Source organism: Heyndrickxia shackletonii (assembly GCF_001420715.1).
Classification (GTDB): Bacteria; Bacillota; Bacilli; order Bacillales; family Bacillaceae_C; genus Margalitia; species Margalitia shackletonii.
Map to the genome: position 1 here is coordinate 972,519 of NZ_LJJC01000004.1, position 14,325 is coordinate 986,843.

The following is a 14,325-nucleotide window of genomic DNA, read 5'->3' on the forward strand; positions in this document are numbered from 1 at the left end:
ATCAAGATCACGGGATCAATACTTGGGCGTCCAACTGCGGAATATGTTTCTTCCACTAAATCATAAATGAAAGAGAAATCAATCGCTGCCTCCATTTTTCGGACTAAATGATTTTCGGGAACCAACTGGTCTAAAGCGATCATTTCTACTTGATCACGTTGAATGGAATTATGTTTTGAAAGCATCTTCATCACCCCAAGTATTATTTCTATTTATATTTTAAAACAAAAAAGACTGTAGGCAAGCTCGATCTTCATCGAGTTTGTCTACAGTCTGAACACACATGTTTTTATACATGTGTGTTTTTTACGTTAAAAAAAATTATGAGGGACAAAATGAGCTCGGTAGCAAGAGGAGAAGTCCTTCATAAGAGCGATGAAGGCCAAAATGTGATGAGCAACAAGCGAAGATGTCTTTCATAAGAGCGATGAAGACCAAAATGTGATGAGCAACAAGAGGAGATGACCTTCATAAAAGTGATGAAGGTCAAAATGTGCTCGGTAACAAGAACAGATGACCTTCATAAAAGCGATGAAGGCCAAAATGTGCTTGGTAACAAGAGCAGATGACCTTCATAAGAGCGATGAAGGTCAAAATGTGCTCGGTAACAAGAACAGATGACCTTCATAAAAGCGATGAAGGCCAAAATGTGCTCGGTAACAAGAGGAGATGACCTTCATAAGAGCGATGAAGGCCAAAATGTGCTTGGTAACAAGTCAAGTCCATTTAATTGTGTAAAAGTGTTAACAATATTTTCGAGTTAATTCAACTTGTGTAATGAACTATATTATTTCGAATTTACTTTGAGGGTGGGCATGATAGCCTGGAGGGTAAGCCAGGTGTTGTAAACTCCTGGCTTCCTGGCTTTTTATCATGCCTACTGGAGGCTCAAAGTCAATTCGAAATTAGGCTTTTACACTCTGTATGATAGAGTTAATTATCTTTTGATTTTTTTAAATATGGGTAATCCTTTGACGTCCATTCTTCATTAATATCCATCAATACTGAGCCAATAATCCTTATGGCAGACTGATCATTGGTAAAAATACGAATGACTCTTTCTCTTCTACGGACCTCTTGGTTTAATCGTTCTAGCATGTTGGTTGTACGTAAACTTATATGATACTCAACCGGGTGTGCAAGAAACTGGATTGCATCTTCAAAACCACTGTCTAAGATGTCTATGGTTTTGGAAAAGCCTTTGGTATCTTGATATTTTTCTACAAAACGATTTTTCAAATCTCTCACAACATCCATATCTGAGTTTTTAAATAAACATTTTAGCTCTTGCCTAGCTTCAGCTGTTCCTTTTTTAGGTAGCGAATCCAGGAGGTTTCTTATGAAATGGACCGTACAGCGTTGCCATGAAGTACCTAAAAATGTCTCTTTAATAGATGAAACTAAGCCACTATGAGCATCTGAAATAACCATTTTAGGAGATTGAAGTCCTCTGGATTTTAAATACTCAAAGAAGAAAGACCAGCTTTCTGTGGACTCCGTATGGTTAATTTTTAGGCCAATGATTTCTCTATGGCCACCTTCGGTCACTCCAACAGCAATGTGGACACTCTTTGAAACGACTTGTTTGTTTTCGCGAACCTTAATGTACATGGCATCAACGTAAATATATGGGTAATAACTTACGTTTAGTGGTCGGTTTCTCCATTCATTAATTGCAGGGTCCAATGTTTTAATTAGGTTAGAAACAAGTGATTTAGACACACTTTTCCCACATAATTCTTCTACAATTTTAGTCACTTTACGTGTGGAAACACCATTTACTACCATTTCAATCATGGATAGAATTAATGCTTGATCGCAGCGTTTAAACTTTTCAAAGATAGTCGTAGAAAATTCACCGTCTCTAGTTCGAGGAACTTTTAACGTAAGTGAGCCCGCACCAGTCATTAATTCACGCTCATAATAACCATTTCGATACCCTCTACGTTCTTCTGTTCTTTCATGGGAAAGAGCATTGATATATTCGTCTCTTTCTTTCTCCATCAAAGAATTTAAAATTAATGTCAAAGAGGCTTTTACGGGTGATTCAAGTGAGCTTTTTTCAATTTTTTCTTTGAGATCTTCTAAATTTATAGTAATATTTATTTGGGTCATCATCATGTCCTCCGTAAATGGTTTCTTGGTCGAAAACATTGTAACACGGGTCATGATGATGACCTATTCTTTTTACACAATTATATGGACTTAATCTGGTAACAAGAGGAGATGACCTTCATAAGAGCGATGAAGGCCAAAATATGATGAGCAACAAGAGGAGATGACCTTCATAAAAGCGATGAAGCCCAAATGTGATGGCCAACAAGAGTAGATGTCTTTCAAAAAGGTAAAGAAAGACAAAAGGAAAACAACATCAAATCCCGAAGTCCATATAATATGTTCTGATGGAAAAGCGTAAGTTCTCTATCTTTTTAAATGTCCCCTCAATTCATTCCAACGCCTCAATTTACTAAGGACAAAAGCCCTGACTCTTTCTCCCTATTTTTTTGTGAAAAGCAATATTCATAAAAAACAGAACAATATTATGATTGTGGAAGCGCCTCCATAAAAGTAGCCTAAAGATAAGTAAAAGAGGTGCCTGCTGTTGGGGGCGGCAATGTTCTAACAATGAATGTGGATTACGTAAGGAAAAAGATTTCTCTTTTACCTTACTGCTTTTAGTTGCACCAGAATCTAAAAAGGGGGGGAAGGAAAGACGTCCATAACCCAATAGAAAGTATCCTTTTTTATTTAACAGCTATATTTAGGAGGGGATCATTTTTGGGCAGTCGATATTTCAAAAAGTCTTTTAGTATTACGCTTGCTGTAGTAGTAATTTTGGCAACTTTTATGATGAATTTTACTCCAGCTCTACGTGCATCGGCGGAAGAAAAAGCAGCAAATGTAACCAATGCTTTTAAGGGAAATGAAGTGGAACAAAATTCCGCAATCAAGGATCCAGTTAATATTATGGACAATAACCTTCAAGAAGGCGACTTTAACATTCTATCAGGGGATGGAAAACTTACGTATAACCCAGATGGTTCCGTTACTTTTGGGGTTACTTCCACTCAAAAGAATCGAATTGTGTATAATAAAATGGATAAAATCAAGAATGGAATTTTTGAGGCTGACATCACTCCTGATAGGGACGCCATGAATCGCTTTGGTATCCTTTACCGGGTTCAAGACGCTTCCGCCTACACTTATGTGGGAACAGGAGATGCGAATAATCAATACTTTGGAGAAATCTTTGGCCCTGCCAATACATGGACATCGATGACAACAGATGTTCCATTAAAAGCAAATCAAACGTATCATATGAAATTGAAATTTATTGATAATGTAGCAACCTTATATATTGATGATAAAAAGGTAAATTCATGGGATTTGACCGGGGGAGTAGATCAGCCCGGCCTACTAGGATTTGAAAAAAGTAGAGGTGCAGCAAATATTACTATTTCCAACATTAAGATAAAAGAAATTGTTCCACAAACACCTCCAAATACTGCACCTATAGAAGATACATTAAGTTCAAAGTATATGGATGTCATCATTGATCAAGTTTTTCCTCGAGTGGTGGAATACAAGGTTGGTAACAAGATGATGAATGGACAAGAAACACCTGTCTATGGGTTAAAAGTAAATGGAAATCTGTATTATCCAGAGGTAGCCTATAAAAAAATTAGCAGCAGTGAAGCTTTATATACGTTAAAAGTAGTAGACGAAGAAGAAAATTTCGATGCTATTTTTAAAGTTTCATTGAAGGTAGATAACAATAAAGTAATCTATCAATTCGATGACATTAAAAATAATGGTAGTGCAAAAATCGAAACAGTAGAGTTTCCAGATATGAACTTCATCTCGGTCAACTCCAATCAAAAAGATGCTAACGCGAAATTAACGAATCTAAGCAGTGATGTCACGAAATCCGGCGATGTTGATGTGGTAGTTGACTCTTCGATGAGTGGCATTGGTACTTCCAATACGTATTACACGGCATTTTTATCTACGAATGAATTAAGTGCAGGGGTATGGTCCAGTTCGGAAGTGAACGGATATCGTAACTTAGTTGCAAAGCGCTATGAAACGGAAAACGGTGCTAAAGCAATGGGAATCGGGTCTAGCCTGCTTTATTATCAAAGAGGCTTTATGCCTGAACCGCAAGCTAGTAAGCCAACCATTAAAATTGCGATTGCAGATGATTTGAATCATGATAACGAGATTAACTGGCAGGACGGTGCTATTGCTTATCGTGATATTATGCAGACCATTAAAGGATACGAAGATGTTAATAACAATGTCGGAATGCGCATCGCCATGAATTTTGGCTCGCAAGCTCAACAGCCATTTTTAAAAACATTAGATAATGTGAAAAAAGTTGCACTCGCTACAGATGGTCTTGGGCAATCCGTTTTATTAAAGGGATATGCCAATGAAGGACATGACAGCGGTCACCCTGATTATGGAGATGTCGGAGAACGAATGGGCGGCGCTAAAGACTTAAATACACTTATTAATGAAGGACATAAATATGATGCTCAGTTTGGCGTCCATATTAATGCACAAGAAACGTATCCAGAAGCAAAAGCCTTCAGCAATGACTTTATTGATGGGCCAAATTCATTGGGATGGGGCTGGTTAGATCAATCCTATACCATCAATAAATTAAAAGATTTATATTCCGGAACTCGTGCGAAAAGGTTAGATGACCTTAAAGCTGCCGTTCCTGGACTTGATTATGTCTATTTAGATGTGTGGTATCAAGATCAATGGGAATCGGATAGAATAGCAGAACAGTTCATGGACCGAGGATGGAGGGTTTCTACTGAATTTGGTACAGCTGTTCCAAATTACTCCACTTGGCAGCACTGGGCTGTTGATAAAAACTATGGAGGACCGACAAGTAAAGGAATCAACTCGGATGTGCTTCGTTTTATAAGCAATCACCAAAAAGACTCCTGGGTGTTGAATGCGCCTGACTTTGGCGGCACAGCAGATCATCCATTACTTGGGGGATATGAATTAGCCGGTTTTGAAGGATGGCAATCAGATAAGAACTTTGATAACTTTATCAAAACAACATTTGATACCAATTTACCAACTAAATTTTTACAAAAGTATTATGTCACAAACTGGATTACGGAAAAAGGCGACAAATCAAAAACAAATCTGGAAAAGGAAATTAAGTTGGCGGACCCAAGCAATGGTGATGTAGTAGACGTTAAAAGAAAAGACAACTCAAGAGAACGTGTTATAACACTTAACGGAAACGTCATATTGGATGGGCATGCTTATCTGATTCCTTGGGTGAAACAGGACTTTAAAACGCCAACACCGGATTCCCAAAAGTTATATCACTGGAATTTGAATGGCGGCACCACTACTTGGACACTTCCGGATGAATACAAGAATGTGCACAGTGTCTTTGTTTACAAATTGACGGATCAAGGAAGAACCGAAAAGAAATCGGTAAAAGTCGTAAATAATCAAATTACTTTAACTGCGGATCCTGCAACTCCTTATGTCGTTGTACCGAAGAATGGGAAAGATAAAGGTGTCCAAATCGATGATTGGAGTAAGAATTCACATGTTTACGATACCGGATTTAATTCAGGTACGATTAAGGATAAATATACAAAGGTTTCTGGAGATAAGGAAGCTGTAAGTGTAAAGAGAACCGATCAAACAGGAAGTGCTCGTAATGTGAGCAGCGGAGATTACTATTTAAGCTTTGACAGTCCAACACAATATACTTCCGTTACGAGAACTCTAACCGACTTAGAGCCGGGAAAAGAGTATGTGGCGGAAGTTTATGTGGAAAACAATAGTGATGCAAAGGCTGAAATCAAAGTATCAAACGGAAAAAATGAGGTAAGCAATTACACGCTACGCAGTCTGCAAAAGAACTATGTGAAAGCAGATTCGCATGCTTCCAATGATGGATACAACAGTAAAATGCAAATCATGCAAGTCAGCTTTACTGCAACGAATAAAACAGCTCAATTAACGCTTGCCCGTGAAGCTGGTGAGGGAAACACGAAATTCGATGATATTCGTATCGTTCAAAAGACTTTAAAAAATATCGTCTCACCACAAGTTTTTCAACAAGATTTCGAATCAGTGGTGCAGGGAATTTACCCATTTGTGATTGGCAACACGGAAGGCGTAGAAGATAACAGGATCCACCTTTCTGAATTGCATGCACCATATACGCAAAAAGGCTGGGCAGGGAAGAAGCTGGTTGATGATGTATTGGGAGGCAATTGGTCGGTCAAAGTGAATACTGGAAATAAAGGCTTGCTTTATCGCACCATTCCGCAAAACTACCATTTTGAACCTGGAGTTGCGTATAAGGTTTCATTTGACTATCAAACTACGGCTGGCGCTTACCGCTTTATCTCTGGAGACCAGGAAATCGATGTGAAAGATATTGCGAGTGCTAAAGGAATCAATGTGAATGAAAAACTTGGAGCTGCGACCGATACGAAAAGGGTTGAGTTTACAGTCACCGGCTCAGAAAACGGTCAAACCTATATTGGTATTTTCAGTAATGGCACAAGTTTAAATGGTGATACTGGTGCAGGTACCTTTATATTGGATAATCTGCGTATTGAAAAGGTGACACCTGGATCTAAGTAAATGAAGGAAGATTTTTTCGAAGTAAAAAAGGGAGAAGTGCTCGAATCCGCTTCTCCCTTTCTATTTTCTTTTAGCCCTTTTCGTTTTATTATTCTTGGCACTTTTAAGATTTCTATATTGGGAGGGAGATAAATTAGTTACCCGTTTAAAGGACTGGGCAAAAAAAGATTGTGATGAAAAACCGGTTATCGCGGCAATATTTGAAATCGGATAATTTGTTGTTTCTAGTAATATCTTACTTTCTCGAATCCGCGTTTGGATTAAATATTCAATCGGAGAAACTCCAACAAGCTTCTTAAAGGAATGAGCCAAATAGTATTTATTAATATGTCCTGCTTCCGCTAATGTATCTAAATTAATATTTTCTCGAAAATTTAACTTAATATAATTTTTAATAAATGCAATATCTTTATTGATTTTTTGAGCAGAGGTTTTTTCTAAGGTGAACTCCCTTTTCCTCATCATTTTAAGAAGCAGTATTTCTAAAATATTATGAATGATGATTTCATAGTCTTCCTTCTGATTTTGTACTTCCTCTAATAATTGCCGGAGATAAAAAAGGTAAACATGTTGCTCCTGCTTGAAATTATAAAAGGTAATCTGAGAACCTGAATTATTTGGATCCAAGAAAGCGATCCCTTGAATGCCTAGTGCAATATACTCAAGCGGGTCTTTGGGAGATGATTTTTCCGTATGTTCAATATTAGGGTTGATCACAATTAAATCATGCTCCGTTACTGGTACCTCTTTGTTGGAAAAAACAAAAGTCCCTTTCCCCTTCGTTATGTATAAGATCTCGGTGAAAGGATGGGTATGATTGGTGCTATGCCAGTCCTTATCATATTTTGCCTTTGTTACATAAAGGATTTTTACCGGAAGATGATCTCGATGGGATTGTGGGATTTCAACGATTACATTGGACAAATAATCCCCTCCTTCAAAACTATTAGTAATAGTATAGTATTTTTACTGAATTTTCACAACGGAAAGCAAGATACCTAAAAAACACGACAAGATGTATGTTGTGAAAGCGTTTTTTCGTCCGTATACTTCTAACAAAGGCTCTTTTCTTAAACCGTAAAACTGTCGGTAGCAACTCTATTTGGGATGAAAGAAACTTTATAAGAAAAGATGCCCAAAACCAAGTCCGCTTATGTTTTATAACAAAAGACAAAAAGTAACAATTTGTAAGAAAACAGCCTAGCTATATAAGGGAAAAGAGGGGGATGAAAAGGTGAAAAAGAAGCTTTTGATCGTAGGAATGATAGCTTTGCTTTCTGTTGGCTTAATCGCTTGTCAAAATGGCGGCAATCAGAAAGCTGGTGCGAATGGGGATAAAAAAACCGTATTGCATATGGCAGCTCTGGAGTCAGCATATGGGAAGGATATGTGGACAAAAATAGCGGATGCATATGAGGCAGCAAATCCTAATGTGAAGGTAGAGCTAACAGTAGATAAAAACGTTGAAGAGGTAGTTAGCCCACAAATGAAGGCTGGAAACTATCCCGATGTAGTGCTGCTAGCAACAGGAAGAAAATTAGGACTTACAGAAACTATGATTAAAGATAAAGCATTAGAAGATATAACAGATGTATTCGATAAGAATGTTTATGGGGAAGATGTCAAAGTGAAGGATAAGCTGATTCCTGGCTTTACGGATACACTTGCAACAAATCCATACAATGATAAAAAGACTTATTTAGCACCAATGTTCTATAGCCCAACAGGATTATTCTATAACAAAGCACTATTGGAAGAGAAGGGCTGGGAAGTTCCGAAGACATGGGACGAAATGTGGGCATTAGGAGATAAAGCGAAGAAAGAAGGTATTTCTCTATTCACTTATCCTACCACAGGTTACTTTGATGCATTTGTGTATTCCATGCTATTAGAAGCAGGGGGACCGGATTTCTATAATCGTGCAATGCGATATGAAGATGGTATTTGGGAATCTCCTGAAGCTACAAAGGTTTTTGATCTTATTGGAAAACTAGCAAAATATACAGCACCAACAACGGTTGCAAATGGAAATGATCAAAACTACAAAAAGAACCAACAGTTGGTATTGGATAATAAAGCACTCTTTATGCCTAATGGTACATGGGTAGTAGGGGAAATGAAGGATGCGCCTAGAGCGAAAAACTTTGAATGGGGGATGACTGCCTTACCGGCTATCGAGGATGGCGGCGACAGATACGCTTTCACATTCTTTGAACAAATGTGGATTCCATCTCAAGCAAAAAATAAAGATGCTGCAAAAGACTTCTTAACCTTCGTCTATTCTGATAAAGCAGCGGATATTTTCGCGGAAGCTGGAGCAATCCAACCAATTAAAGATATTTCTAGTAAACTATCTGGAGATAATAAGATATTCTATAGCATCTATGATAATGGTGCAAAAGCCGGAATGGGAGGCTTTGCGGCAACCGATCCGGTGGAAGGGGTAAGCATGGGTGATACTTTATTTGGAACAATCGACAGTATTGTTTCTGGAAACAAAACCGTGAAAGCGTGGCAAAAAGCTGTTGAAAAAGCCAGTGACCAATTACGCCCTGCTTTAAAAAATTAATCGTTTCATAAAAGTATAACGGTGAGTATCGTTCTCACCGTTATATTTCATTAGGTTTGCCTTGTTTTTGTTTTTTCAAAGTGGTAAAGATTCGGGGGCATATTCGAATATCTATTAACAACTATTAACGAAAGCCCTGATAGAGGTGATAGCATTGAATAAAAAGACAGCAAAAAGAATGTTCATTTTTATGTGCATTGCACCCGCACTTATCCTGTTTGCGATATTCATGATAGTACCAACGATTGAGGTATTTAGAATGTCTCTATATAAATGGGGTGGGTTCTCCAATAACAAACTATTCGTAAGTTTCGAAAACTTTAAGAAGCTATGGAATGATATGAATTTCATTCACTCTCTCCAAAATAGTATTGTCCTAATTGTTGTGGTGACGATTGTTACGATGGCATTGTCGATTTTATTCGCGACTTTCTTAACGAGAGAAAAAATAAAAGGAAATAGTTTTTTTCGAGTTATTTTTTATATTCCAAATATCTTATCCATTGTAGTAATTGCCGGTATTTTCTCAGCGGTATATGACCCTACAACAGGGTTATTAAATAATTTTCTAGGTGTTTTTAAATTTAAAGGACTTCAAAAAATGTGGCTTGGGGATCAGCAAATTGCGATTTACAGTATTGGTGGAGCGCTTATTTGGCAAGCAATCGGCTACTATATGGTCATGTATATGACAAGTATAGCAAGTATACCTGAAAGTTTTTATGAGGCCTCTGCTCTGGAAGGGGCTGGAAGGATTCGGCAATTTTTCAGTATTACCTTGCCGTTGATTTGGAATAACATTCGGACCACTTTAACCTTTTTTATCATCAGTACCATTAATCTAAGTTTCCTGCTCGTTCAGGCCATGACAGGCGGCGGACCTGATGGGGCAACAGAGGTCTTTTTGAGTTACATGTATAAGCAAGCATACACCAATTCTTCTTACGGTTACGGGATGGCAATAGGAGTGGTCATCTTCTTATTCTCATTTGCATTATCGGCGATTGTTAGTCGGGTTACCAAACGAGAAGTGCTGGAGTATTAAGGAGGTTCTCAATCTATGAAAAAACAAAAAGGCATGAGTACAGAAAACTTGTTTCGATTGTTTATGTATGTGGCGCTCATAACATTAGCAATTTCTATCATTGTTCCTGTTGCTTGGGTGTTTCTGGCATCGCTCAAACGTAATTCGGAATTCTATGGCAGTCCGTGGGTGCTGCCAAAAGGCTTATATTTTCAAAACTTTATCGATGCTTTTGAAAAGGCAAACATGGGTACATATATGCTGAATTCCATCATGGTTACAGCATTGGCACTTCTCATCCTATTAATCGTTGCTTTGCCGGCTGCATATGTATTAGCGAGATATTCATTTAAAGGAAGTAAATTTATCCAATCATTGTTTAAGGCAGGATTGTTTATCAATGTGAACTATATTGTCGTACCTATTTTCCTGCTGTTATTAAATGGCGATACTTTTTTACGGGGACAGTTTGGTGATGGGTTTTTATTAGACAATCTCTTTGTTTTATCCGTTGTGTATGCTGCAACATCACTGCCTTTCACGATTTATTTATTATCCAGTTATTTTCAGACATTGCCTTCCACCTATGAAGAAGCAGCATTCGTGGATGGAGCTGGATATTTTAAAACAATGGTGAAAATTATGATCCCAATGGCCAGACCAAGCATCATTGCTATTATTCTATTCAATTTCCTTTCCTATTGGAATGAATATATTATTGCGCTGACATTGATACCCGGTCCAAACAAAACCTTACCTGTTGGGTTAATGAACTTAATGGCAGCGCAAAAATCTGCCGCAAATTATGGCCAATTGTATGCGGGAATGGTAATTGTCATGCTTCCTACCTTGATTCTGTATATTTTGGTTCAAAGGAAACTGACCCAAGGGATGACGCTCGGCGGACTGAAAGATTAGGAGAAAGCGAATTTGGCGGCAGATGAAATCAAGTGGAGGGAAAGCTCTTATGAATTCAAAACTTCTTGTTCTCTTAAAAGTTATTGCATTTATTTTATGCCTGGCTCTAATATTTTTTTGCAACAAAACCGTAGGAAAACTCAATTTAGGTTTCATGCTCATCGGTTTAGCCGGTCTTTTAGCACTGCTCTATGATTACAACAGAAAAGCAGGATAAGGGAAATTGGTGGAAAAGGGACTTGTCCCTTTGTCAGAACATAAGCAAATGAAAATGGAGGGTGTTCAATGAGTATAGATTTTTATGTTAAAGGTAATCAATTCATGATAAATGGCGAACCTACAAGAATTATATCTGGTGTGATTCATTATTTTCGAGTCGTTCCCGAGTATTGGGAGGACCGGCTTATAAAATTAAAGGAGTGTGGATTTAATACAGTTGAAACGTATATTCCTTGGAATTTACATGAGCCTGTAGAAGGAAGTTTTTCCTTCGAAGGACTCGCGGATATTGAACGATTTATTAAAACCGCGAAGAAAGTAGGGTTATACGTCATCATTCGTCCAAGCCCATATATTTGCGCAGAATGGGAATTTGGTGGGCTGCCTTCGTGGTTACTAAAAGATAAACATATTCGTTTGCGTTGCATAGATCCGCTTTTTCTAGAAAAGGTAGATGCTTATTATGATGTACTAATGCCGATTTTAGTTCCGCATCTATGTACAAACGACGGACCAATTATTGCGATGCAAATTGAAAATGAGTATGGAAGCTACGGAAATGATCAGAAATACCTGCAATATTTAAAAGAGGCTATGGAAAAAAGAGGGATAGATGTTCTTTTGTTCACATCGGATGGCCCAACTGACAGTATGTTACAAGGTGGCATGGCAAAGGGCGTATTAGCAACCGTCAATTTCGGCTCAGGAGTAAATCAATCATTTGACAAATTAGAGGAATATCAGCCTAACCAACCTTTAATGTGTATGGAATTTTGGAATGGATGGTTTGATCATTGGGGTGAAAAACACCATACAAGAGAGGCGGAAGATGTAGCTAAAACATTGGATGAAATGCTGAAAAGGAATGCCTCTGTTAATTTCTATGTTTTTCATGGCGGAACGAACTTTGGTTTCTACAATGGGGCAAATCACGGAGAAAAATACGAGCCAACCATTACAAGCTATGATTATGACGTATTATTAACGGAGCATGGTGTACCGACCGAGAAATATTTTGCTGTCCGCAAAGTAATAGAGAAATATGTGCCTCTGCCACCTATAGCCTTGCCAGAACCGATACCAGTGAAGGATTTTGGAGAAATTCCGATGACAAAATCAGCGATACTATTCGATTCATTGGACGTTTTATCCATACCAGCAGAACGAATATGTCCGGAAACGATGGAGGAAATGGGGCAGGATTATGGGTTTATTTATTACGAAACAAAGATAAGTGGTCCTCGTAAAGATAACAAATTAATCCTGCAGGATGCCCATGACCGTGCATTAGTCTATTTAAATGGACGCTATATCGGGGAGATTACAAGATGGGATCAACAGGAGATTATTCTGGATATTCCAGAGGATGGTGCCCGCCTAGGAATTCTTGTAGAGAATATGGGAAGGATCAATTATGGACCATTTTTAAAAGATTATAAAGGGATTACAGAGGGAGTTCGTTTAAATGGACAATTTTTATTCCATTGGACTATTTATCCGCTTCCTCTCAAAGATTTGACAAGATTGGAATTTACCGATATTTCAAAAATGGTGCATACTCCGCAATTTTATAAAGGATCCTTCACGGTCGATCAGCCAGCAGATACTTTCTTAAATTTTGAAGGCTGGAAAAAAGGGGTTGCCTATATTAATGGATTTAACTTAGGAAGATACTGGGAGATTGGTCCGCAGCAAACATTATACATCCCAGCACCATTACTCAAAAAAGGAGTAAATGAAATCATCTTATTTGAACTTCATGGAACAATGAAACCTAGCATCTATTTATCTGACACACCAGTATTGGAAAAAAAACAATAATTAACAAGTAAGATGAAAACGGATATTTCGCCATAGTGAAATCAAATAGGTCATATAGGAATGGATTACTTGATGTGTTGATGTTACAACGATATAATATTATCAAAAATAATTGCTATATTATGTGAAAATTTTTAAGATTGAAAGAAAGGTAGTACACGATGAAACCTTTACAATATGACAGTGTGATACCGCTTTATCACCAATTAAAGGAAAGACTTAAGGAATCCATTGATGGCGGTTACTGGATGCCGGGTGATAAAATTCCATCAGAAAATCAGCTGATGGATCAATATAGTGTGAGTAGGAACACGGCAAAAAAAGCTATTGAAGAGCTTGTTCAAGAAGGGTCACTTTATCGCATACAGGGTAAAGGAACCTTTGTGGCGAAACCGAAATTACAGCAGTCATTAATGGGGTTCTACAGCTTTAGTAAAGTATTGAAGGAAAAGGGAATGAACCCTAAGGATATTATTCTTGCTATTAATGAGGTTACACCGACTACAAAAGTGAAGGAAGGACTTCAATTAACAGATGATAATGATGTCATTGAAGTGAAACGTCTTCGTTGTGCGGATGATGAACCTTATATTCTTGAATCCTCCTATATTCCGAAAAGCATTATTTCCGATAAGGAAATGCTGAAGAAGGTTGGACCTATTTCACTTTATGATTTGCTTGAACAGGAATTTAATATTGTCGTTACTCGAGCTAAAGAGGCATTTGAACCTGTATTGATTCGTGGTGAGGAAAGTAAATATTTGCAAACAAGGGAAGGACTTCCCGCACTGCTATTGGAACGCATTGCATATGATGCGAAGGGATTACCAGTTGAATTTTGTCATTCTATTGTCCGCGGCGATCGCTGCCGTTTTTACACAGAATTAACATAAAAAAGATATCGGCATTAACACAAGTTACTCATAGTGTAAAACACTATGAGTTTTTCTATATATTTGTGGCCTTCAATCGACATATGTGTAATAAGTAAAATAATAAATTATGTTGTATTTCCCTTTAATCGGAAAAATGACATCTCACAACAACCTGTTGACCCAACAACCCAATATGATTATAATGAGTTCATGAATTAAATTTGCGCAAATTTTTTTTTGAATCAAATTTTCTGAATCAT

10 protein-coding genes are annotated in these 14,325 nt (G+C 37.7%); 7 read left to right on the plus strand and 3 right to left on the minus strand.

Going from position 1 to position 14,325, the window contains the following annotated elements; all coding sequences use genetic code 11:
* Both AN964_RS04730 and AN964_RS04735 read right to left on the minus strand, forming a co-directional pair.
* A partial coding sequence (locus AN964_RS04730; protein ID WP_055738596.1) for a transposase occupies positions 1–185 on the minus strand: 185 nt, incomplete at its 3' end.
* Positions 186–933: 748 nt separating this feature from the next.
* Positions 934–2,115 (minus strand): IS256 family transposase, encoded by a 1,182-nt coding sequence (locus tag AN964_RS04735; protein ID WP_055738254.1) that lies wholly within the window; start codon positions 2,113–2,115, stop codon positions 934–936.
* A 663-nt stretch (positions 2,116–2,778) separates the two neighbouring features.
* Between AN964_RS04735 and AN964_RS04740 the strand changes: the two genes are divergently transcribed.
* Positions 2,779–6,639, plus strand: coding sequence for an endo-alpha-N-acetylgalactosaminidase family protein (locus tag AN964_RS04740; protein WP_235950519.1), 3,861 nt, complete (start codon positions 2,779–2,781; stop codon positions 6,637–6,639).
* A gap of 60 nt (positions 6,640–6,699) precedes the next feature.
* Here AN964_RS04740 and AN964_RS04745 read toward each other — a convergent pair whose 3' ends face one another.
* Positions 6,700–7,563 carry an AraC family transcriptional regulator gene (locus AN964_RS04745; protein WP_055738597.1) on the minus strand — a complete coding sequence of 288 codons (864 nt, stop codon included), beginning with the start codon at positions 7,561–7,563 and terminating at the stop codon, positions 6,700–6,702.
* Positions 7,564–7,873: 310 nt separating this feature from the next.
* Between AN964_RS04745 and AN964_RS04750 the strand changes: the two genes are divergently transcribed.
* The 6 genes from AN964_RS04750 to AN964_RS04770 all read left to right on the plus strand — a co-directional run bounded on the left by AN964_RS04750 (position 7,874) and on the right by AN964_RS04770 (position 14,083).
* Positions 7,874–9,208, plus strand: a complete 1,335-nt coding sequence (locus tag AN964_RS04750; RefSeq protein ID WP_055738598.1) for a carbohydrate ABC transporter substrate-binding protein — start codon at positions 7,874–7,876, stop codon at positions 9,206–9,208.
* A 154-nt stretch (positions 9,209–9,362) separates the two neighbouring features.
* On the plus strand, positions 9,363–10,253 hold the full coding sequence (locus AN964_RS04755) for a carbohydrate ABC transporter permease (RefSeq protein ID WP_055738599.1): 891 nt from the start codon (positions 9,363–9,365) through the stop codon (positions 10,251–10,253).
* A 15-nt stretch (positions 10,254–10,268) separates the two neighbouring features.
* Entirely contained in the window at positions 10,269–11,150 is an 882-nt protein-coding gene (locus AN964_RS04760) for a carbohydrate ABC transporter permease (protein WP_055738600.1), read from the plus strand.
* A gap of 49 nt (positions 11,151–11,199) precedes the next feature.
* Positions 11,200–11,367, plus strand: coding sequence for a DUF6903 family protein (locus tag AN964_RS26635; RefSeq protein WP_163258584.1), 168 nt, complete (start codon positions 11,200–11,202; stop codon positions 11,365–11,367).
* A gap of 68 nt (positions 11,368–11,435) precedes the next feature.
* On the plus strand, positions 11,436–13,190 hold the full coding sequence (locus tag AN964_RS04765) for a glycoside hydrolase family 35 protein (RefSeq protein ID WP_055738601.1): 1,755 nt from the start codon (positions 11,436–11,438) through the stop codon (positions 13,188–13,190).
* A 161-nt stretch (positions 13,191–13,351) separates the two neighbouring features.
* Positions 13,352–14,083 carry a GntR family transcriptional regulator gene (locus tag AN964_RS04770; RefSeq protein ID WP_055738602.1) on the plus strand — a complete coding sequence of 244 codons (732 nt, stop codon included), beginning with the start codon at positions 13,352–13,354 and terminating at the stop codon, positions 14,081–14,083.
* Positions 14,084–14,325 lie beyond the last annotated feature (242 nt).

Bases quoted from the DNA above. Each gene is read 5' to 3' on its own strand.
- AN964_RS04770 (WP_055738602.1), top strand. From the start codon at position 13,352: ATGAAACCTTTACAATATGACAGTGTGATACCGCTTTATCACCAATTA.
- AN964_RS04735 (WP_055738254.1), bottom strand. From the start codon at position 2,115: ATGACCCAAATAAATATTACTATAAATTTAGAAGATCTCAAAGAAAAA.
- AN964_RS26635 (WP_163258584.1), top strand. From the start codon at position 11,200: ATGAATTCAAAACTTCTTGTTCTCTTAAAAGTTATTGCATTTATTTTA.
- AN964_RS04760 (WP_055738600.1), top strand. From the start codon at position 10,269: ATGAAAAAACAAAAAGGCATGAGTACAGAAAACTTGTTTCGATTGTTT.
- AN964_RS04765 (WP_055738601.1), top strand. From the start codon at position 11,436: ATGAGTATAGATTTTTATGTTAAAGGTAATCAATTCATGATAAATGGC.